General features: G+C 67.6%; 24 protein-coding genes. 12 read left to right on the top strand and 12 right to left on the bottom strand.

All coding sequences use genetic code 11. From position 1 onward, the window contains the following. Nucleotides 1–52: 52 nt before the first annotated feature. Together C454_RS03880 and C454_RS03875 are read right to left on the bottom strand one after the other, a co-directional pair. Nucleotides 53–796 (bottom strand): helix-hairpin-helix domain-containing protein, encoded by a 744-nt coding sequence (locus C454_RS03880; RefSeq protein WP_004972836.1) that lies wholly within the window; start codon nucleotides 794–796, stop codon nucleotides 53–55. A 44-nt stretch (nucleotides 797–840) separates the two neighbouring features. After that, nucleotides 841–1,650 (bottom strand): shikimate dehydrogenase, encoded by an 810-nt coding sequence (locus C454_RS03875; RefSeq protein WP_004972834.1) that lies wholly within the window; start codon nucleotides 1,648–1,650, stop codon nucleotides 841–843. Nucleotides 1,651–1,821: 171 nt separating this feature from the next. On the opposite strand from C454_RS03875, the gene C454_RS03870 reads away from it, so the two are divergent. The 6 genes from C454_RS03870 (at nucleotide 1,822) to C454_RS03845 (ending at nucleotide 7,738) form a co-directional block, all read left to right on the top strand. After that, nucleotides 1,822–2,793 (top strand): calcium/sodium antiporter, encoded by a 972-nt coding sequence (locus tag C454_RS03870; protein WP_004972832.1) that lies wholly within the window; start codon nucleotides 1,822–1,824, stop codon nucleotides 2,791–2,793. A gap of 130 nt (nucleotides 2,794–2,923) precedes the next feature. Beyond that, complete coding sequence (locus C454_RS03865; protein ID WP_049905011.1) at nucleotides 2,924–4,240, top strand: sodium:calcium antiporter; 1,317 nt, start codon at nucleotides 2,924–2,926, stop codon at nucleotides 4,238–4,240. Between the two features lie 57 nt (nucleotides 4,241–4,297). Continuing rightward, on the top strand, nucleotides 4,298–5,617 hold the full coding sequence (locus C454_RS03860; protein WP_004972826.1) for a D-aminoacyl-tRNA deacylase: 1,320 nt from the start codon (nucleotides 4,298–4,300) through the stop codon (nucleotides 5,615–5,617). Nucleotides 5,618–5,774: 157 nt separating this feature from the next. Next, complete coding sequence (gene ftsZ / locus C454_RS03855; RefSeq protein WP_004972824.1) at nucleotides 5,775–6,914, top strand: cell division protein FtsZ; 1,140 nt, start codon at nucleotides 5,775–5,777, stop codon at nucleotides 6,912–6,914. Nucleotides 6,915–7,110: 196 nt separating this feature from the next. Beyond that, entirely contained in the window at nucleotides 7,111–7,284 is a 174-nt protein-coding gene (locus tag C454_RS03850; RefSeq protein ID WP_004044219.1) for a protein translocase SEC61 complex subunit gamma, read from the top strand. Between the two features lies 1 nt (nucleotide 7,285). Continuing rightward, a complete protein-coding gene (locus C454_RS03845) occupies nucleotides 7,286–7,738 on the top strand; it encodes a transcription elongation factor Spt5 (RefSeq protein WP_004972823.1) in 453 nt (150 codons plus the stop codon). 179 nt (nucleotides 7,739–7,917) lie between these two features. Here the strand turns inward: C454_RS03845 and C454_RS03840 are convergent, their stop codons facing one another. Then, nucleotides 7,918–8,220: a DUF7565 family protein gene (locus C454_RS03840; RefSeq protein ID WP_049905009.1), complete on the bottom strand. Its 303-nt coding sequence runs from the start codon at nucleotides 8,218–8,220 to the stop codon at nucleotides 7,918–7,920. 98 nt (nucleotides 8,221–8,318) lie between these two features. Here C454_RS03840 and C454_RS03835 point away from each other — a divergent pair, with 98 nt between their 5' ends. Further along, nucleotides 8,319–9,083 carry a PHP-associated domain-containing protein gene (locus tag C454_RS03835; RefSeq protein ID WP_193363450.1) on the top strand — a complete coding sequence of 255 codons (765 nt, stop codon included), beginning with the start codon at nucleotides 8,319–8,321 and terminating at the stop codon, nucleotides 9,081–9,083. A gap of 60 nt (nucleotides 9,084–9,143) precedes the next feature. On the opposite strand, the gene C454_RS03830 is transcribed toward C454_RS03835, so the two are convergent. Together C454_RS03830 and C454_RS03825 are read right to left on the bottom strand one after the other, a co-directional pair. Next, the gene (locus C454_RS03830) at nucleotides 9,144–9,668 is read right to left on the bottom strand and encodes a metal-dependent hydrolase (RefSeq protein ID WP_004972819.1); all 525 of its coding nucleotides are present in this window, start codon (nucleotides 9,666–9,668) and stop codon (nucleotides 9,144–9,146) included. 70 nt (nucleotides 9,669–9,738) lie between these two features. After that, on the bottom strand, nucleotides 9,739–10,263 hold the full coding sequence (locus C454_RS03825) for a CinA family protein (protein ID WP_004972816.1): 525 nt from the start codon (nucleotides 10,261–10,263) through the stop codon (nucleotides 9,739–9,741). 150 nt (nucleotides 10,264–10,413) lie between these two features. Here C454_RS03825 and C454_RS03820 point away from each other — a divergent pair, with 150 nt between their 5' ends. After that, entirely contained in the window at nucleotides 10,414–11,634 is a 1,221-nt protein-coding gene (locus C454_RS03820; RefSeq protein WP_004972813.1) for an ArsA family ATPase, read from the top strand. Between the two features lie 37 nt (nucleotides 11,635–11,671). On the opposite strand, the gene C454_RS03815 is transcribed toward C454_RS03820, so the two are convergent. From C454_RS03815 to C454_RS03800, 4 genes are all read right to left on the bottom strand, one after another. Further along, nucleotides 11,672–12,517 carry an SDR family oxidoreductase gene (locus C454_RS03815; RefSeq protein ID WP_004972811.1) on the bottom strand — a complete coding sequence of 282 codons (846 nt, stop codon included), beginning with the start codon at nucleotides 12,515–12,517 and terminating at the stop codon, nucleotides 11,672–11,674. Between the two features lie 66 nt (nucleotides 12,518–12,583). Then, a complete protein-coding gene (locus C454_RS03810) occupies nucleotides 12,584–13,411 on the bottom strand; it encodes an endonuclease V (protein WP_004972809.1) in 828 nt (275 codons plus the stop codon). A 1-nt stretch (nucleotide 13,412) separates the two neighbouring features. Then, complete coding sequence (locus tag C454_RS03805; RefSeq protein WP_004972808.1) at nucleotides 13,413–14,312, bottom strand: rhomboid family intramembrane serine protease; 900 nt, start codon at nucleotides 14,310–14,312, stop codon at nucleotides 13,413–13,415. A 518-nt stretch (nucleotides 14,313–14,830) separates the two neighbouring features. After that, nucleotides 14,831–15,364: an inorganic diphosphatase gene (locus tag C454_RS03800; RefSeq protein WP_004972805.1), complete on the bottom strand. Its 534-nt coding sequence runs from the start codon at nucleotides 15,362–15,364 to the stop codon at nucleotides 14,831–14,833. Nucleotides 15,365–15,699: 335 nt separating this feature from the next. On the opposite strand from C454_RS03800, the gene C454_RS03795 reads away from it, so the two are divergent. Next, nucleotides 15,700–16,059: a PadR family transcriptional regulator gene (locus C454_RS03795; RefSeq protein WP_004972802.1), complete on the top strand. Its 360-nt coding sequence runs from the start codon at nucleotides 15,700–15,702 to the stop codon at nucleotides 16,057–16,059. Between the two features lie 35 nt (nucleotides 16,060–16,094). Here the strand turns inward: C454_RS03795 and C454_RS03790 are convergent, their stop codons facing one another. Next, the gene (locus C454_RS03790; protein WP_004972801.1) at nucleotides 16,095–16,655 is read right to left on the bottom strand and encodes a DUF7108 family protein; all 561 of its coding nucleotides are present in this window, start codon (nucleotides 16,653–16,655) and stop codon (nucleotides 16,095–16,097) included. Beyond that, nucleotides 16,648–17,241: a ribonuclease HI gene (gene rnhA / locus C454_RS03785; RefSeq protein WP_004972799.1), complete on the bottom strand. Its 594-nt coding sequence runs from the start codon at nucleotides 17,239–17,241 to the stop codon at nucleotides 16,648–16,650. The genes C454_RS03790 and rnhA overlap by 8 nt, the downstream gene beginning before the upstream one ends. Nucleotides 17,242–17,359: 118 nt before the next feature. Here rnhA and C454_RS03780 point away from each other — a divergent pair, with 118 nt between their 5' ends. The 3 genes from C454_RS03780 (at nucleotide 17,360) to C454_RS20640 (ending at nucleotide 19,897) form a co-directional block, all read left to right on the top strand. After that, nucleotides 17,360–18,340, top strand: coding sequence for a transcription initiation factor IIB (locus tag C454_RS03780; RefSeq protein WP_042663705.1), 981 nt, complete (start codon nucleotides 17,360–17,362; stop codon nucleotides 18,338–18,340). An 84-nt stretch (nucleotides 18,341–18,424) separates the two neighbouring features. Continuing rightward, complete coding sequence (gene nreA, locus C454_RS03775; protein ID WP_004972796.1) at nucleotides 18,425–19,687, top strand: DNA repair protein NreA; 1,263 nt, start codon at nucleotides 18,425–18,427, stop codon at nucleotides 19,685–19,687. Between the two features lie 36 nt (nucleotides 19,688–19,723). Then, the gene (locus tag C454_RS20640; protein ID WP_004972794.1) at nucleotides 19,724–19,897 is read left to right on the top strand and encodes a hypothetical protein; all 174 of its coding nucleotides are present in this window, start codon (nucleotides 19,724–19,726) and stop codon (nucleotides 19,895–19,897) included. A 33-nt stretch (nucleotides 19,898–19,930) separates the two neighbouring features. On the opposite strand, the gene C454_RS03770 is transcribed toward C454_RS20640, so the two are convergent. After that, entirely contained in the window at nucleotides 19,931–20,386 is a 456-nt protein-coding gene (locus C454_RS03770; protein ID WP_004972792.1) for a DUF302 domain-containing protein, read from the bottom strand. Between the last annotated feature and the right edge of the window lie 15 nt (nucleotides 20,387–20,401).

Genomic DNA, 20,401 nt, shown 5'->3' with positions numbered 1-20,401 from the left:
AGCGGCCGTCGGTCGGGAGAACAGTCGTCTCGGCCGCTCCCACGCGAGTCGGTTACGCCTCGCCGGCGCGGTCTATCCAGCGCTGGACCCGCTTCGGCGACACGTCGATTGCGTCGCCGACCTCGTCGGCGTCGGCCGCGGCGAGGTCCGCGACGGTATCGATGCCGATCTCGGAGAGTCGCTCGGCGTACGCCGGGCCGATGCCGCGAATCGTGTCCACGGTCGGCGCGTCGGGGTCGGCGGTCGGCTCGTCGGGTTCCGCGACCGCTTCGTCGGCCTCGTCGGAACCGTCGTCGGATTCCTCGCCTTCGTCTTCGTCGGATTCCTCGCCTTCGCTCTCGTCGGACTCCTCGGATTCTGGTTCGGCTTCGTCCTCGGGTTCCACTTCTTCTTCGTCGCCGGCTTCGTCCTCGGATTCTAGCTCCGGCTCCGGTTCGGCCTCCACTTCGTCGTCCGGTTCGGCCTCCTCGATGGCGTCGGCCGCGACCTCCGCGTCGTCGCGGGCGTCTTCGGCGGCTTCGTCGTCGGCCTCAGACGCCGCGTCGGCCTCGTCTTCGACCGCTGATTCGACCGCGTCGTCGGTCTCTTCGTCCGCCGTCTCGTCCGCCGATTCCGTCTCTTCGACCGGTTCCTTCACCGCGGCCTCGGTCTCGACGTTCGCTTCCTCGCGTTCGGTTCTGGTGTCGCGTTCGACCGTAACGGTCGCCGTGTCGTCACGTCCCTCCTTCGAGGAAGACGACGAGTCGCCACCAACGAGGGATTTCCAGAGCGACGAAATAGTGTCAAGCAAGCCCATGTTACCTTCTCCTATGCAATCCCGTTATTTAAAAACCAGCGGCCTCAGTCGCTCTCGAGGTGGCTCCGGAGCGCGGCGTTCATCGCGTCGACGGGCGCGTCGCGGCCGGTCCACCGCTCGAAGGCCTCGACGCCCTGCAGGAGGAGCATCCACGCGCCGTCGATAGTGACCGCGCCCGCCGCGGCCGCATCGCGGAGGAGTCGGGTCTCGAGCGGCGTGTAGACCGCGTCGAGCACCGCGAGGTCCCCGTGGAGGTACTCCGCGGGGACGGGCGTCTCGTCGGGCGACTCCATCCCGACGCTCGTCGCGTTGACGAGGACGTCCGCCTCCCGAATCCGGTCGAGCGTGTCCAGTCCGCCGCCGGTCGCGCCGGGGACGCCCCCGGCCAGTTCGACCGCGGTCTCGGCGGTTCGGTTGGCGACGTGGACCGACGCGCCCGCGTCGGCGAGGGCGAACGCGGCGGCCCGCCCCGCGCCGCCGGCACCGACGACCACGGCCGCGTTCCCGTCGAGGCCGACGCCGTGGCGCTCGAACGACCGGGTGACGCCCGCCGCGTCGGTGTTGTACCCCTGCGGCGTCTCCCCGCCGAAATCGACCGTGTTGACCGCGCCGATTCGCTCGGCGAGCGGGTCGGGTTCGACCAGTTCGAGCACGTCCTGTTTGAACGGGATGGTGACGTTCAGCCCCGAGACGCCGAGGGCGTCCGCGCCCTCGACGGCCGCCGCGATGTCGTCGCGGTCGGGTTCGAACGTGACGTACCGGGCGTCGAGGCCGGTTTCCTCGTAGGCCGCCTCGTGCATCGGCGGCGACAGCGAGTGGCCGACCGGGTTGCCGACGAGACCGTAGACTTGCATGGGCGGGTGGTGTCCTGCCGACGATATAACTCGCCCGCCCGCGTCGGATTCCGCCGGGACCCGACGGCCCCCACAGGGCGGATTTCCACCCGTTCGCTCTCCCGTGATAGCTTGTCGCGGATCCGCGGTGTACCGGCGCGCTTTTAGTCCCCCGTTGGTCTACTCCCGCGTATGTCGGCACTCGCAACCCTGCTTTCCTTCGATACCGCGCTCCTCGTGGCGGGTATCGTCGCGCTCTATCTCGGGGCCGAGGCGCTCGTCGAGGGCGCGTCTCGACTCGCCATCGGCCTCGGTCTCCGGGCGGCCATCGTCGGTGTGACCATCGTCGCGTTCGCGACGACCACCCCCGAACTCTTCGTCGCGGTCCTGAGCGGCCTGGGCTACAGCTCCGACCTCGGACTCGGCGCTATCGTCGGCTCGAACATCGCCAACATCGGTCTCGTCCTCGGAATCTCGGCGCTCATCCAGCCGATGGGCGTCTCGACCGCGACGCTCCGCCGGCACGTCCCGTTCATGATTGCCGCGGCGGTCGCGCTCGTCGCCCTCGGGATGGACGGGAACCTCAGCGCCGTCGACGGCGGCGTCCTCCTGCTCATCCTCGTCGCGTTCACGGGCTACCTGCTCTACCGCGCCCGGTCGGCGACGGCGGACGCCATCGGCGCGGACGAAATCGACATCGAGGACGAAGACGAGGTCTCCGCGCAGTTCAAGGACGTGGTCTATCTCGGGCTCGGCCTGCTCCTCCTGTTCGTCGGCTCGAACTGGCTCATTCAGGGCGGACAGGGACTGCTCGAATCCTTCGGGTTCGGTCCGCGGTTCATCGGGCTGACCGTCCTCGCGTTCGGCACGTCGCTGCCGGAACTCGCGGCGTCCGTCATCAGCGCGGTCCGCGGCGAATCGGAGTTCAGCATCGGCAACGTCGTCGGTTCCAACATCTACAACGTCGTCGCCGTCCTCGGCATCCTCGCCATCATGGTTCCCGTGAACGTCCCCCCGAGCACCATCTCGCTGGACTTCCCGGCGCTCCTCGTGTTCACCTTCGGAGTCATCGCGCTGATGCTCCGCAACCGCGACGTGTCCCGCCTCGACGGCGGCATCCTCGTCGTCGGCTACCTCGTGTTCTTCTGGCTCATCCTTCCCTGACATCCCTGCCGGACGACTTCGGCCGTCCGTCACACCCGTTTCGGGCCGATTTTGAAACACAAAAGCTACCGGCTTCGGCTTCGCTCTTGTAGCCACGATGGTACGGCAACTCAGCCATCCGCTGACCGCGGTGTTCGGAGCCGCACTCCTGACGGTCCCGTGGCTGGGCCTCCACACGGTGTTCGGCGTTGACCTCGCGACCGGCGTCACCGTCGGCCTCAGCGGTATCGCCGTCCTCGGGGCCTCGTTCCTCCTCGCGTGGGGCGCGGAGACCGCCGAGGCCGACGTGCCGCGGGCGTTCGCCCTCGCCATCCTCGCGGTGCTCGCGGTCGCCCCCGAATACGCCGTCGACGCCCTCTACGCGTGGGAAGCCGGCATCAATCCCGGCTCCCCCGAATCGGCCGAGGCCGCGAGCCTCGCCGTCGCCAACATGACCGGCGCGAACCGCATCCTCATCGGCATCGGCTGGTCCGCAATCGCCCTCTTCACCGTCTACCGCGCCCGCGACACCGGCGACGAGGCGGTCGAGTCTCGTCCCGGCTTCCTCGCGGACGTGGTCCGACTCGACCACGGCATCGCGACCGAGATTCTGTTCCTCTTCGCCGCGACCGTGTTCGCCTTCTTCGTCCCGCTCGGGGCGGGCATCGGCGCGGTCGATATGTTCGTCCTCGTCGGCCTCTACGTCGCGTACATCTTCGTGGCGATGAACTCGCCGCACGAGGACGAAGCGCAGATCGGCGTGCCCGCGTACCTCCAGTCGTACCGAAAACCCAAGCGCATCGCCACGACCCTCGCGCTGTTCGTCTTCTCGGGCATCGTCATCCTCGTCGCCGTCGAGCCGTTCGCTCACGGCCTCGAAGCCCTCGGGAAGTCGGTCGGCATCCCGTCGTTCCTGATGATTCAGTGGGTCGCGCCGCTGGCGAGCGAGAGCCCCGAACTCATCGTCGTGGCCTACCTCGTCAACAAGGCGCGGTCGACCGCCGGCTTCAACGCGCTCATCTCCTCGAAGCTCAACCAGTGGACGCTCCTCATCGGGACGCTCGTGCTCGTCTACAGCCTGTCGCTCGGCTACTACGGCCCGCTCCCGCTCGACACCCACCAGATGGGCGAACTCTGGCTGACGGCCGCCCAGAGCTACTTCGCCATCGCCATCCTCATCACGTTCTCCATCAGCCTCCGCGAGGCGGTCGCCCTGCTCGGGCTCTTCTTGACACAGTTCGTCTACTCCGTCACCGGTCTGGCGCTCACGCTCCCGATTCCGGGACTCGGCGCGGTCACCTTCGACGGCGCAACCTCGCTCATCGGCTTCTCCGTCGTCTATCTGGTCGTCGGAACGGCGCTTTTCGTCCGGCGACGCAAGCAACTTGCGGCGGTCGCCAAGCTCTCGGTCCGACGCGTTCGCGGCGACTACGGCGCGAACGAGGTTCCGGCCGCGGTGGAAGACTGACCGGCTCCCCTCGCCGCTTCCGACGCCCTTTTCGCCGGCCTCGGCGACCCTCGTATCGTGATTGGAATCGTCGTCAGCCGCGCCGACAGCGCATCGGTTCACATCGGCGAGCACCTGCTCGAACTCGCCGACTGGGACGAACGGACCGACGGGGACCGACCCGACGCCGACGGCGGCGGCACCGTCTTCTCCCGCGACGGCTTCGAACTCCGCGAGTTCGACGACCGACACATCGACCTCGACGACCCCGCCGAGGCGTTCGACGCCGACCTCGACCTCCTCGTCGTCGTCTCGCGGCACGCCGGCGAGACCGGCGCGCTCCTGACCGCGCACTTCACCGGGAACTTCGGCCCCGCCGACTACGGCGGCGAGCCGGGGCGATTCGCCCGCGCGTGCCCCAACGCCCAGCGCGCCGTCGTCGAGGCGCTCCGCGAGCGCGCGCCGGACGACTACGAAGTCGGCATCGAGGCGACCCACCACGGCCCGACCGAGCCGACGGTCCCCTCGATGTTCGTCGAACTCGGGAGCGACGAAGCGCAGTGGGGAGACCCCGAGGGGGCCCGCGCGGTCGCGGCGGCCGTCCTCGACATCGAGGGCGTCGCGCCCGACGCGGACCGCCAACTCGTCGGCTTCGGCGGCGGCCACTACGCCCCGCGGTTCGAGCGCGTCCTCCGCGAGACCGACTGGCGCGTCGGCCACATCGCCGCCGACTGGCAGCTCAAGGCGATGGGCGCGCCCGAGAACAACCGCGACGTGCTCCGCCGGGCGTTCGAGGCCTCCGCGGCCGATCTCGCGCTCGTCGACGGCGACCGCGACGACCTCGCGGCCGCCCTCGAAGCCGAGGGGTTCCGGGTCGTCTCCGAGACGTGGGTCCGCGAGACCGCGGGCGTCGCCCTCGACCGCGTCTCGGCCCTCGAAGCCGACGTCACGACCGTCGAGGAGGGACTCCGGTTCGGCGCGCGAATCGACGCCGACGACTACGAGGTCGTCTCGCTCCCCGACGGCCTGCTCGGCGAGGCGCAGGGCATCGACCTCGACGCCGCGCTCGACGCCGTCCGCGAGACCACCGTCGCCTTCCACACGACCGAGGGCGGCGCGCGCGCGGTTGGTCGCGCCGCCGTCGCGGGCGACGGCTACGACGAACTCGTGTCGCGGCTCTGCGACGTGCTGCGCGAGAAATACGACAGCGTCGTCCGCGACGACGGGGCGGTCACGGCGACGGTTCGGGCGTTCGACCCCGCCGCGGCACGCGAGTTCGGCGTTCCCGAGGGGCCGGCGTTCGGCAAGCTCTCGGCCGGGCAGTCGGTCGAGGTCGACGGCGAGACCGTCGCGCCCGAAGACGTATCGAAAGAACGACTCATCGAGTTCGTCGTGTGACCCCCGGCGGAGCGCGGCCGACCGATTCGCCCCGTGAACCGACCTGTGCCGCGGGCTCTCATGTCACGTTTCGGCACGAATCGGCGGCTCGTCGGACAGATGTCTGACGGAAGGGGGAAAGATAATTAGTCGTCCTCCGTAAACCGTCTCCATAAATATGGACTCTATCGTCGGCGACGCAATTGACGAGGCCGAGGCCGAGGACATGGGGGATGAGTCGGTTCAGGTCGACGACTCGACCAACATCAACCGGTCCGGGACGATGACTGACGACGAACTGAAAGCGGTTCTCAAAGACCTCCAGACCAACATCACGGTGGTCGGGTGCGGCGGTGCCGGCGGGAACACCGTCAACCGGATGCACGAGGAGGGAATCAAGGGGGCGAAGCTCGTCGCCGCCAACACCGACGTGCAGCACCTCGTGGAAATCGGGGCCGACACGAAGATTCTCATGGGCGAACAGAAGACCCAGGGTCGCGGCGCGGGCTCGCTCCCGCAGGTCGGCGAGGAGGCCGCCCTCGAATCCCAAGAGGAGATTTACGACGCCATCGAGGGCTCCGACATGGTGTTCGTCACCGCCGGCCTCGGCGGCGGCACCGGCACCGGCTCGGCCCCCGTGGTCGCCAAGGCGGCCCGCGAGTCGGGCGCGCTCACCATCGCCATCGTCACGACGCCGTTCACGGCCGAAGGCGAGGTGCGACGAACGAACGCCGAAGCCGGTCTCGAACGACTCCGCGACGTTTCGGACACGGTCATCGTCGTCCCGAACGACCGCCTGCTCGACGCCGTGGGGAAGCTCCCGGTCCGCCAGGCGTTCAAGGTATCCGACGAGGTGCTGATGCGCTCGGTCAAGGGCATCACCGAACTCATCACCAAGCCCGGTCTCGTCAACCTCGACTTCGCCGACGTGAAGACGGTCATGGAGCGCGGCGGCGTCGCCATGATCGGTCTCGGCGAGTCCGACTCCGAGTCCAAGGCCCAAGAGTCCGTCAAGTCCGCCCTCCGCTCGCCGCTTCTCGACGTGGACATCTCCGGCGCGAACTCCGCGCTCGTCAACGTCACCGGCGGCTCCGACATGAGCATCGAGGAGGCCGAGGGCGTCGTCGAGGAGATTTACGACCGCATCGACCCCGACGCGCGCATCATCTGGGGGACCTCGGTCGACGACGAACTCGAAGGCATGATGCGGACGATGATCGTCGTCACCGGCGTCGAGTCGCCCCAAATCTACGGCCGCAACGGCGAGGTGCAGGCGCAGGCCGAAGGCCGTCTCGAGGACATCGACTACGTCGAGTAGTCGCCGTCGTCGGCGACGCGGCCGGGAACGCGTCCACCGCGCTCGCGGTCCGGATGCCCTCCGTTCTCCTCCCCTCGCGTTCCGCGTAGCGGCGTCACTCCGCCGGATTCGACGTTCTCGCTCGCCTTCGAGACCGAATTCGGCTCGACGGTGCATCAATAGATAGAAAAAGCCCGACGCCTTAGGCCCCAGCAACATGGACGTTAAGTACGACCTGAACAGCTACGTTCGCGTGTTGAAACTCGCGAGCACCCCGTCCTGGCAGGAGTTCTCCCAGATCTCCAAAATCGCCGGCGCGGGTATCTTCCTCGTCGGACTGCTCGGTTTCATCATCTTCGCGGTCATGAGCTTCCTCCCCGGAGGGGTCTGAGATGCCCATCTTCGCCGTAAAGACCACCGCTCGCCAGGAGCGAACGGTTGCAGACATGATCGCGACGAAGGACTTCGCCGAGATTCACGCCGTCCTCGCGCCCGACTCGCTCACGAGTTACGTGATGGTCGAGGCCGACGACGACGGTATCGTCACGCGCGTCCTCGAGGAGATTCCGCACGCCCGCGGCCTCGTCGAGAGCGGCGGCGCGGTCGGCACCTCCAGCATGGCCGAAGTCGAACACTTCCTCTCGCCGACGCCGGACGTGGAGGGTATCGCGGAGGGCGACATCGTGGAACTCATCGCCGGCCCGTTCAAAGGCGAGAAGGCGCGCGTCCAGCGCATCGACGAGACGAAAGACCAGGTCACCGTCGAACTGTACGAGGCGACGGTCCCGATTCCGGTCACCGTCCGCGGGGACCAGATTCGCGTCCTCGACTCCGAAGAGCGGTAAGCGTCCGCCCCGACGAGGGCTCTCTTCTCTCTCAGTTTCGGCTCGACTCACCGCGCGCGACGAGCGCCGCGTCCCCCGGCGACCCACCCTCCCGGCGACTCCCATGTCCCCCGACAGTCCCCGGCGAGGCCGTCTCGCGCGACCGTGTCGCGTCCCACCGCGACTTCCGGCTGTTCCGTCTACAGCGCGCCCTGCTCGCGGAGCGTCTCGACGACGCTGTTGAGGTCCGCGTCCGCCTCGACGGCGTCTTTCACGTCCTCGCGGATGCGGACCGCGGAGGAGTCGGCGTCGTACGCGCGGACGAACTCGGCGCGGGTGTGCTCGTCGAAGGCGTGTCGAATCGCGAAGTAGCCCTCGGGGACGATGGTCCCGCACACTTTGCACTCGTGGCGCTCGTGTTCCACCGTCTGGTGGATGACCGCGCTTTCCGCGTCTTCGAACCGACCGTCACACCCTTCGATTCCGCACTTCCACCGGGACATGTTCCCACCGACGGACGTGAGCGACAAAACCGTTTCTTCGACCGCCCGGCGTTCGACAAATAGCAACCACTAACTGGTGGCTGACCCGACCGTATCGTGTGAGTGCGACCACGACGACGCGGGTCGATATGCACGTGAAGATTCTCGACGAGCGGGTCGTCTCGCGCGCGAAAGCCCGCGGTATCGACGTGCTCGTCTACGCGCCGCACTTCGTTCGCCTGCCAGACATCCGCGCCCGTGCGGCGCGCTTTTCGGACGACGACCTGCTCGTCGTCCCCGCCCGCGAGGTGTTCACGGGGCCGTGGCGCGACCGGAAACACGTCCTCGCGGTCGGCCTCTCGGACCCCGTGCCCGACTTCATCACCCTCGACGGGGCCTTCGCGGAGTTCGACCGGCAGGACGCGGCGACGCTCGTCCCGCACCCCGAGTTCCTGACGGTGAGCCTCACCGCCGAGGACGTGGCCGCCCGCCGCGACGACATCGACGCCGTCGAGACGTACAACACGAAGACCCTGCCGCGGGACAACCGCCGCGGGCGCGACATCGCCCGCGAGACGGGGCTGCCGGGGTTCGCGTCGTCCTACGCGCACCTCCACGGCACCGTCGGCGAGGCGTGGACCGAGTTCGACTGCGACATCCGCTCCGAGGCCGACCTCGTCGCCGCGCTCCGCGAGGGGGCGGAACGCCGGGTCGTCCGCCGCACAGGAGTTTCCCACGCGCTCCGCGGCGTGGCCGAGTTCGCCCACCTCGGCTACGAGAACTCGTGGGGGAAAGTCGACCGACTCCTGCTTTCGGGGATGGAGCCGACGCATCCGAGCCACATCGCCTACGACGGTCGGTTCGACGACGTGAGCGTCTACTGAGTCTCGCAAAATAGTTTTTCGAGCGCGTCCGAACGCGCCAGCATCGCGGCCGCCCCGCCCTCAGACCACCGCGGTGAACGTCGCCGCGGCGTCCGCGAGGGACACGTCGAGCGAAAAGAGGTAGTAGTGGACGCCGGCGAGGACGCCGAGTTCGGCGACCGTGACGACGACGGTCACCGAGTCGGCGTGTTTCGAACTCGTCGCCACGCCGGTCGGCAGGTCGTACTCCTGCGGCGAAAGCGGGTAGAACAGCGCGATGCCGCGCTTCGAGCCGACCATGTCGAGGACGTAGTGGGTGGCGACGCCGATCCAGACGAAGTGGAGGTTGCCGAAGACGAGCGGGAACGCGAGGAATATCGCCAGCACCGGGAGGTTGTGGAGCGTCTTGCGGTGCTTGCCGAAGGCGGTGTCCACGTCGGGAAACAGCGCCCCGAGGACGACGGGCAGCGACAACTGGCCGATTTTCTGGGCGAGGAGGAACGCCGAGTCGACCGTCGGTTCGAACGACCGCGGGTCCACGGTGAGGATGACGCCGAGCCCGAGCGCCAACAGGATGGCGTTGAGCACGTGTCCCTTCTTGTTCATGGATGCAGACTGGTCCGGCGGGATACAAAGCTTTCCCACGGAACCGACCGACGGCGGCCGTGCGACCGGCTCAGCCGGTCGTGGCGGACTCGATCTCTTCGCGGAGGAGCGCCAGCGCCCCGCGCGCAATCCGTTCTTTCACCTGCGTCCGCGACCCGTCGTACTCGAAGCGCTCGACGCGGGCGTAGGAGTCGCCGGAGCCCCACGGCGCGGCGAAGGCGACGCCGACGAAGACGGTCCCGACCGGCTTGCCGGGGAGTCCGCCCTCCGGCCCGGCGATACCCGTCGTGGCGAGCCCCCACGTCGCGTCGGCCACGTCGCGGACGCCGGCGGCCATCTCGCGGGCGACGGGCTCGGAGACGGCGCCGTGTTCGTCGAGCGACTCCCGCGAGACCGCCAGTTCGTGGCGCTTGGCGTCGTAGGAGTAGGTGACGAGCGAGCGGTCGAAGTAGTCGCTGGAGCCGGGCACGTCGGTCAGGAGCGACCCGACGAGGCCGCCCGTACAGGACTCCGCGACCGCGACGGTGTGGTCCGCCTCGCGGAGGGCGTCGCCGACGCGGACCTCCTCGGGCGGGTCGGATGCGAACTCGCGCATACGAGCGACGACGGGCGGTCGGGGCAAAAAGCGGTCGGGGAGGCCACCGGCGGCGTTGGCGTCGCGGTCGGCACCGATGCGGCGGGACAAAAGTCCACCGGCGGTTCCGAGACCGAGAAGTACACAAAGCCCCGCGGTGTCGGGTCCGACATGGACATCGACGTTGAGCCGACGGAGCGACCCGACGCCGACGAAGACGACGACGCCGGCGACGACGGGCCGGCCGAAATCGAGGTGGAAGTCACCGAGCCCGACGAGGTCACGTCGACCGACACCGAGGACCTCCCCGAGGGAATCGACGCCCCGGATTACGTCCTCTACGGCGGCAAGGGCGGCGTCGGGAAGACCACGATGGCCGCGGCGACGGCGCTCGCCAGCGCGGCCGACGGCACCGCGACGCTCGTCGTCTCCACGGACCCCGCGCACTCTCTTTCCGACACGCTCGGCGTGCCGGTCCCCGACAAGCCGACTCGGATTCGCGAGGAGATTCCCCTCTACGCGGCCGAAATCGACCCCGACGCGGTCATGGAAGGGCCGTTCGCCGGCGGCGACGGCTCGGGCGAGGACTTCGACGACGAGACCGACTTCGAGACCGGAGACTACGACGACGACAACCCCTTCGCCGGCGGCGACTCGGACTCCCCGTTCGGTGGGATGGGCGGCGGAATGGGCGGCTTCGAGGACCTCCTCGGCGGCGACGGGCCGATGGGAATGGGCGGCCCGATGCCCGGCGCGGACGAGGCCGCGGCGATGCAGCAGCTCCTCGAATACATGGACGACCCGCGGTTCGACCGCGTCGTCGTCGACACCGCGCCCACGGGCCACACGCTCCGCCTGCTCGAACTCCCCGAACTGATGGATTCCATGCTCGGCCGCATCGCCCGCATGCGCCAGCGCTTCTCCGGCATGATGGACAACCTCAAGGGGATGTTCGGCGGCGGCCCCGACGACCCGCAGGCCGGGATGGCGGACCTCGACGACCTCCGCGAGCGCATCGAGCGCCTGCGCGCGGTCCTCCGCGACCCGACGCGGACCGACTTCCGGGTCGTCATGATTCCCGAGGAGATGAGCGTCGTGGAGTCCAAGCGCCTCGTCTCGCGGCTCGACGAGTTCGGCATCCCCGTCCAGACGCTCGTCGTCAACCGCGTGATGGAGTCCGTCGAGGACGTGGCCGACGTCGACCCCAAGTGGATAGAGTCGCCCGACCTGGAGAACTGCGGCTTCTGTCAGCGCCGCTGGCAGGTCCAACAGGACGCGCTCCGCTCGGCGACGAACCTCTTCCGCGGCCGCGACGTGAAGCGGGTGCCGCTGCTCGCAGAACAAGTACAGGGCGAAGACGCCCTCCGGGTCGTCGCGACCTGTCTGAAGTAACGCCGAGACGGCGGTTCGCGGGCCGACCGCGACGAATTCAGGGCAGCTTGCGAGCGAAGCCGTAGAGCGCGTCGCGCCACGCGTCGGGCAGGAAGCGCGCGAGGACGCCGACGCGGGCGACGGTTCCGGGCTGGTAGCGCGCCCGCGGCTTGGTCGAACTCGCGGCGTTGACGATGTCTTCTGCGACGCGCTCGGGCGGAATCGCGCCGGGACCGCCGCCGCCGAGCGCCTGCGAGTCGTCGAACAGCTTGTAGAGCTTCTCGTACGCGCCGGAGCGGTCGAGGCCGTCGGCGTCCTCGCCGTTGCCGTTGACCTCGTCGTCCACGCGGTTCGAAAACTGCGTCTCGACCGGACCGGGTTCGATGAGGACGGCGTCGATACCGTACTCCTCGACCTCGGTGCGGAGCGCGTCGGTCATCGCCTCGATGGCGAACTTCGAGCCGGCGTAGACGCCGGTGCCGGGGAAGGCGACGCGGCCGACGACGCTGGAGACGTTGACGATGGTGCCGTCGCCCTGCGAGCGCATGTGGGGCAACACGGCGCGCATGAGTCGGTGGGGGCCGTAGACGTTCACGTCGAACTGGTCGTGGACCTTCTCGGTCGGCACGTCCTCGACGGGGCCCATCTGACCGTAGCCGGCGTTGTTGACGAGGCAGTCGATTCGGCCCTGCTCGTCGGCGATGCGGTCGACCACGCGGTCGACGTCCCCCTGGTCGGTCACGTCGAGCGTCGCGATGTTCGCGCCGCGTTCCCCCAGCGTCTCGATGTCGGCCGGGTTCCGGGCGGTGGCGTAAACCTCCCACTCCTCGTCGAGGAAGTCGAGCGCCGTCGCGCGCCCGATTCCCGAGGAGCAACCGGTGATGAGGACCGTCTTTTGATGCACGTCGGTAGGTCGAACCGCGCGCTGTTAAGTGTACGCGGTTCGCCACGATTGGGCCGCGGTCGCGTCTCAGTCTTCGTACTGCGCCTTCGCCTCGTCGGCGTACGCGTCGGCCAACCGGGTCGGTTCGGGGAGCTTGTACTGCCCCGAGAGCCGGGAGACGAGGTCGACGGTCGTGGCCGCAGAGAGGCGGTGGCCGGGGCTGACGTACAGCGGGTTCACGATGGGCCGCGAGTCGTACTGCCGCGACTGGAAGGCGTAGCCGATGGTCGTCTCGGGGCTGGCGGGGTGGCCGCCGACCGGGTCGACCGAGTCGTCGGCGCGAATCGGCGTTCGCCAGCCCTCCGGCCGGCCGTCCACGTCCTCGTCCGGCGTCCCGCAGAGGAGAGACTTGGCGACGCCGATGCTCGGCGCGTCGCAGACGACGCCGAGGTGGGTGGCGAGGCCGGCCTGTCGGAAGTGGATGCGGCCGGAGCCGTCGAAGACGAGCAGGTCGGGGTCGCGGTCGAGTTCGGCGAGCGCGTCGAGGATGGGACCGCCCTCGCGGAACGAGAGCAGGCCGGGGATGTAGGGTAACTCGAGGTCGGAGACGGCGTGGACGCGCTCGACGACCTCGCCGCCGCGGAGGACGACGACGGCGCTCAGCGCGCGGTCGTCCAGAAACGACTGGTCGATGCCGGCGACGAGCGGCGGTGGCGAGTCGGCGTCACCGCCGGGTGCTATCGCGTCCGTGAGCGTCTCGTTTTCCGTCTCCGGAGAGTCGAGCGAGACGCGCGTCGGGTCGAACGGGAGGTCGTCCTCGAAGACGGCGGCCTCGGCGACACGGCGCTGGAGTGACTCCATCTCGTCGCGCGAGAGGCCGGGGCGCGGCGCGAGTTCGGGGCGGGCCGGACGCATCTCAGAACCGGCCGCGACCGGGGCCGCCGGGACCGCCGGGACCGCGCCCGCCGAGCGAGAGCTGCGAGGGGACCTTCCGCTGGCCCTTCACCCGCTGGCCGTAGGCGAGGCCGATGACGAGGCCGATGAGGTGCGCGAAGTGGGCGATGCCGTCGGCGCTCTGGCTGACGAAGAAGAACACCGAGATGCCGGCGAACCCGAGCGTGAACAGCCACAGCGGCACGGGGATGATGAAGTACAGATAGATGCGGAGCCCCGGATTCAGGACCGTCAGGACGCCGAGGACGGCCATGATGGCGCCGCTCGCGCCGACGACGGCGCTCACACTTCCCGGCGACAGGAGCATCGACGAGCCGACCTGCGCCAGTCCGGCGAGCATCCCGCTGACGAGGAACAGCGCCGCGAACTTCCGCGAGCCGACGTAGCGCTCCACCAGCGGGCCGAAGAAGAACAGCACGATGGAGTTGCCGACGATGTGGTAGAAGCCGCCGTGGGCGAATATCGAGGTGACCCACGTCCAGACGTACTCGGGGTGAATGCTCGTGAGGTAGAAGGCGCTAATCGAGAGGGAGGTGAGACCGAGGAACTGCTCCAAGACGAGTTGGGCGAAGAACGTGAGCCACATCAGCGCGAGAAACAGGTACGTGACGTTCCCGCGGAAGTAGCCGAGCACGCCGCCTGCGCCCGCGAGCGAACTGAGCAGTCCGCCGCCGCGGCCGCCCTGATTGTTCACCGAATCGTCGAAGGAACTGTCGAAGACGCCGGCGGGGTCGTCCCAGTCGGAGAGCCCCGCGCAGTCGTGGTTCTCGGGGAGGCGGTGTTCGGAACAGAACGTCCCGCCACACCGTGAACAGCGGTACGGCAGACTCTCGTCCTTGCCGCACACGTCGCAGATAGGCATTACCAACGCCTTACAGCGGCGAGATAAAAAGGGGTTCCCTCATGGATGTGGGGTGTGAACATACAGCGAACGAGCGGTAGATTCAGGTGTTTCGTCGCTTCGGTCGGTGGGGCGCCCCATCTGTCAGAGGCGGCCGCGTGGCTGTCGGCGGCGTAGACATCGTGTCGCGCTCGGCGGTCGTCGCGCGAGAAATTCGGGGTTACGCGTCTTCGGAGGACGCTTCCTCGGCGTCTTCGTCCGCCTCGTCGGCGGGCGTGAAGTTCGTGGGGACGACGGTCGGGTGCTGAAGCCCGAGACGGGGTTGCTTGGCTGCCATGCTCGTCTCGACGTACCCGACACAGGGACTAAAGATTACCCATGCGCATAATTTATCGGTCGATGCGGCGGCGATAACTGTCGGGTATCCGCGTCGCCGACGCTGGTCGGTTTCCGTCGGACGCGTCTCGGGAGTCGACGCCGAGGTCGGCGGCGACGCTCCGACTCGAAGGCGACGTCGAAAAAGCGCGCGGCGGAGTCGCTTACGCGAAGTTCTCTTCGTAGAGGTCCATCGCGTGTTCGATGGCGTCCTTGGCGGCCTGCTTGTCCTCCCAGCCCAGCGTCTCGACTTCTTTGCCGGCCTCGAGGTTCTTGTAGGTCGCGAAGAACTCGTCAATCTCGTCGAGCGTCTGCTGCGGGATGTCTTCGAGGTCCTCGATGTGGTCGTAGCGGGGGTCCTCGATGGGGACGGCGATGACCTTGTCGTCCTGCTCGCCGTCGTCGTCCATCTTCATGAGCGCGACCGGGCGGGCCTCGATGACGCAGCCGGGGAACGTCTGGTCCTCGACGAGGACGAGCACGTCGAAGGGGTCTTCGTCGTCGTAGTACGTCTGCGGGATGAAGCCGTAGTCCGACGGGTAGTGGACGTTGGAGTGGAGCACGCGGTCGAGGACGACGCCGGGGATGTCCTTGTCGTACTCGTACTTGTTGCGCTCGCCTTTGAGACACTCGACAACTGCGTAGATTTCGTCCGGCGCATCGGGGCCGGTCTCCATGTCTTCCCAGAGGTTCACCATACCGAACCCATCCTCGATGCGGGCAAAAGTCCTTTCGGGATTGGTCTCGTACCGCTGTCATCCGGGTCCCGTCGGCCGCTTCGAACCCCTCTATATCTGGAGGTATTCCCCACAGAATCCCACGACGCTACTCCTATGCGTCTGAGATATTCCCCGGGTATGCCCGCTCGGCGACGCTGCGTCGTCTTCCCTTTGTCGCCGTGACTCGACTCTGTGCAATACCCGGCACTCGTGTGCGCTCTGCCCCAATTTCTTTGAATAATGGGCCTCCGTACGACGGCGAAACAGACTGCTCGTTGACAAAGTTTAAATAGGAAGGTGACATTTCCATATGCATGTCAGAGGCACAAACAATTGGCAACAAATCCGGTGCGGCTCGGGACCTCACCGCGTTCCAACAGAACATCCTCGTCATTCTCGCCGAGGAACCGATGTACGGCCTGGCTATCAAGCGTCACCTCGAATCGTACTACGACACCGAGGTCAACCACGGGCGTCTGTACCCCAACCTCGACGACCTCGTCGAGATGGGGCTGGTCGAAAAGAGCGAACTCGACAAGCGGACGAACCAGTACGAACTGACCGACGACGGCCTCCAGGCGGTCCTCGACCGCTTCGACTGGATGCTCTCGAAGTTCGTCACCGACGACGAGCGCGCCGAGATGGTCTCGGAGCTCGTCGAAGCCAAGCTGTAATCGGCTGCACACACCGCACGAACCGCGGGGTTCGCTCAGTTGTATTCGGGCACTTCGGCGTCTGCGGCGTCGAAGAGCAACTCGAGCGACTCCGGCAACAACGACCGCTGTTCCGCGGTCGGCCACGCGTTGCGTGGATAATATTCTTCGACGAACTCGCGCACTTCGGGAGCGCCAGCCATCTCGACTCGCCGGACGTAGTGGTTCCCGAGGAAGTCCGCGAACGCCCGCGCGTTCGCCGCGTGGTCCGCGCCGTGTTCCTCGGCGACGGTCTCGACGTACGCCGCGTTGTGCTCTTCGACCGCGCCCCACTCGTGGTCCTCTCCGGCCCCGGACAGGGGGCGTTCGATTCCGCGGTCGACATCGTCGATTTCCGTGGGGTCGACGACCCCGTCGTCGTCGACCCACTCGTCGGGGTGGAGCACCAACACGTCGTCCTCTTCGCGGTGTCGCGCGCGGAACTCGTACTCGCTCACGAGGTCGTCGCGGACGGACCGATACGTCGCCGCCTCGTCGGGGTCCACGGCGTCGCGGGCCAGCCGCGTCAGCCGTTCGGCCTCGGAGAGCACGTCTTCGGGAAGTTCTGGCTCAGGCATGGTCGAGGGCCTCGTTGGCTAAGGAGTCGGCGCGGTCGTTTATCTCTCGCGGTACGTGCTCCAGCGACCAGCGGTCGAACGCCGACAGCAGCTCTCGGGCCTTCACGCGGCGCTCTTTGAGACCGGGGTCGTTCGTGTTCCACTCGCCGCGGACCTGCTTGACGACCAGTTGGGAGTCGCCGCGCACGTCGATCTCGTCGTACCCATACTCCTCGGCGACCGACAGCGCCTCCACGAGCGCCTCGTACTCCGCGCGGTTGTTGGTCGTCTCGCCGATTCGCTTCGAGCCCTCGGCGACGATACCGTTGCTGGTCACGATAGCCCACCCGATGGCCGCGGGGCCGGGGTTCCCGCGGCTCGCGCCGTCGAAGTAGACGTGCGCGCGGCCGCCTTTCGGCTGGATGAGCGCGAGCAGGTCGGTCGGCCGCGACCCCTGTACGACGACTTTCCCGTCGTAGGCGACCGCGCTGGCGTCGCCGCGTTCGGCGCGCCACCGCTCGTGGTCGGTGTTTCCGGGCGAGACGGACACGCCCGCGGCTTCGAGTCGTCCTCGGGCTTCGTCGGGGTCGCACTCGACGGTCGGCATACCGTCACCTCACCGGTGATTCGGTAAAGGCGCTCCGTTCGTCGCTGCGGGCACGACGACACGTCGACGAACCCCGCCAAAGGTTGAAGTGCAAGGAAATAGACAATATATAAATGCGATGAAACGGCCTACCCGCCAGCGGGAGCGTGAGCACGACCGGACTCGATGGGGAGACGAGTCACAGGACGACGAGACATCAGAAGAGGAGTTGGACCTCGACGACCTCGACCCCGAGGAGGTCGTTCGGACCGGCGACGGCGAGTTGATTCACGAAGAGACCGGCATCATCATCGAAGAAGAGCGCATCGACCCCGGCCCGGAGTGGCGGGCGTTCAACCACTCCGAGCGGCAGTCGAAGTCTCGCGTGGGCGCGCCGACCACGCAGACGATGCACGACAAGGGGCTGACGACGACCATCGACTGGAAGGACAAAGACGCCTACGGCCGCTCTATCTCCTCGAAGAAGCGGTCGCAGATGCACCGCCTGCGCAAGTGGCAAGAGCGCATCCGCACGAAGGACGCCGGCGAGCGTAACCTCCAGTTCGCGCTCAGCGAAATCGACCGCATGGCCTCGGCGCTCGGCGTCCCGCGGTCGGTCCGCGAGGTCGCCTCGGTCATCTACCGCCGCGCGCTCAGCGAGGATCTGATTCGGGGGCGCTCCATCGAGGGCGTCGCCACCTCGGCGCTCTACGCCGCCTGTCGCAAGGAGGGCATTCCTCGTTCCCTCGAAGAGATTTCCGAGGTGTCTCGCGTCGAGCGCAAGGAAATCGGTCGCACGTACCGCTACATCTCCCAGGAGCTCGGCTTGGAGATGCGGCCGGTGGACCCGAAGAAGTACGTCCCGCGGTTTTCGTCCGAACTCGACCTCTCGAAGGAGGTCCAGTCGAAGGCGAACGAGATTATCGAGACGACCGCGGAACAGGGGCTTCTCTCCGGGAAGTCGCCGACCGGCTTCGCGGCCGCCGCAATCTACGCCGCGTCGCTTCTCTGCAACGAGAAGAAGACCCAGCGCGAGGTCGCCGAGGTCGCGCAGGTGACGGAAGTCACCATCCGGAACCGCTACCAAGAGCAGATCGAAGCGATGGGCATCCACACCTGAGCCCCACCCGCGCGAGTCGCATCCCCTTCTGAACCCGGACGCGTCGCCGAAGGTTCATACCCGCGGGCGACCCACGTCCGGTGAATGCGGCTCGACGAGTACATGGACATCGAGCGGGACGAGCGCGCCGAGCGGCGGCGACTCGCCGAGGAGAAGTCCTACGGCATCCTCGACCACCTCGAGACGTTCCAAGACCGGTTCGAGGAGACGGTGCAGGGAGACTCGCTGTACGGCGGCGTCTCCCCGTCTATCTTCGTCGGGCGGTCGAACTATCCGAACGTCTCGACGGGCATCCTCTCGCCGGTCGGCCACGACGAGGACGCGGCGTCGTTCGAGACGAGCGCCGCGTGGTACGACGAGGGCGTGAGCATCGACGACGTGTTCCAGCGGCGCACCTCGCTTCTGAACTCAAACCGCGGGACGAAGGTGACGAACGTCGCCGACTCGTGGGACGGCTTCCTCGGGACGCAACGCGAGGTCGCCATCGCCGACCGCCCCGTGACGGTCGAAATCGGTCTCGACGGGAAGCCGTCGCTCGACCTCGACGCCAGCGCCGACGACGTGGCGACCCCCGTCGGCCCGCGGGCCCGCGCCCGCTCCGCCGACCTCGCGGAGAACCCGCACGTCCCCAAACTGGTGAAAAAGACGCTCGAAGACGACGACTGGAACGCCGAGGGCGCGATGACGTACCTCTACCGCCGCGGCTTCGACGTGTACGACATCAACACCATCCTCTCTGCGGGCGCGCTCGGCCAGACCGAACAGCGCCGACTCGTCCCGACGCGGTGGTCCATCACCGCCGTCGACGACACGCTCGGCCAGTACCTCCGCGGACAGGTCAAACACGCTGACAGCGTCGACGGCGTCGAAATCTACCGCAACGAGTTCATCGGCAACGCCTTCTGGGTCATCCTCGCGCCGGGGCGCTGGGAGTTCGAACTGATAGAGCTGAAAGCGCCGGGGAGCGTCTGGAACCCCGACCCCGAGGCGGGGATGTACCTCGCGGCCGACCGCGAGGGCTACGAGGGCCGGACCGGCTACGTGAACGAGACGGCCGGCGCGTACCACGCCTCCCGACTCGGCGTCCTCGAACACCTCCAGGAGCGCGGCCGACAGGCGAAGGCGCTCGTCATCAGACACGTCTCCGACGACTACTGGGGGCCGGTCGGCGTCTGGCAGATACGCGAGTCCATCCGCCACGCCTTCGAAGGCGAGACGGCCGACGCCGAGACGTTCGGCGACGCCGTCCGCGACGTGACGGAGTACCTCCCCGTCTCGCTCGCGGACCTCCGGCGGAAGTCCACGATGGCCGCCGGCCTCCAGACCGACATCTTCGACTTCACGTGAGCAACGTATTTTGACAGTCGGATAATACGTTCTCGCATGGTCCCGTTACAGGTACCCGGCGGTCCCGAACTGCTCATCATCATCCTCATCTACGGCATCTTCGCGCTCCTCCCCGTGGTCGCGGCGCTCGTCGCGCTCTACCTGCTGTACAAGATTCGGGGCGACGTCAAGCGCATCGCGGACGCGGTGGACGCGCGAGACGGGTTGTAAGTCGAGACGGCTGGATACGCTCGGTGACCTCGATTATGCCTCGGCCGCGTCGAGGTTGGCGAGCGCCTGTTCGACGAGTTCGCCCGTGTCGGCGATGATGTCGGCCATCTCGTCGTTGTCGGGCGCGATACCGATGAGCCGGGCGACGCGCATGATGCTCAGGTGGTAGACGACCTGCTTGCCCGGTTCCTCCTCCCAGATGACCACGTTGCACGGGAAGAGCCCGCCCATCTTCTTGTCGGTGGCGTCGAGCGCGCGGTCCGCCATGTTCGGGTTACACGCGCCGAGGACGTAGTAGGGGTCGCGGCCGGCGTCGACCTTCTCGTTGAGCATCTCGGAGGGCGAAAATTCGGTGGCGACACCGAACCCGGCGTCGGTGAACGCCTCGCGGACGCGCTCGATTGCCGCCTCGTGTTCCATCTCGAGGACGACGCGTTCCTCGCCGATGTCTTCCGGTTTGATGGCGCTGGGGTCGATTGGGAGTGCCATGACCCACCCTTGACT

It is taken from the genome of Haloferax gibbonsii ATCC 33959 (assembly GCF_000336775.1).
GTDB lineage: Archaea > Halobacteriota > Halobacteria > Halobacteriales > Haloferacaceae > Haloferax > Haloferax gibbonsii.
This window is presented reverse-complemented; position numbering and strand designations above follow the sequence as displayed.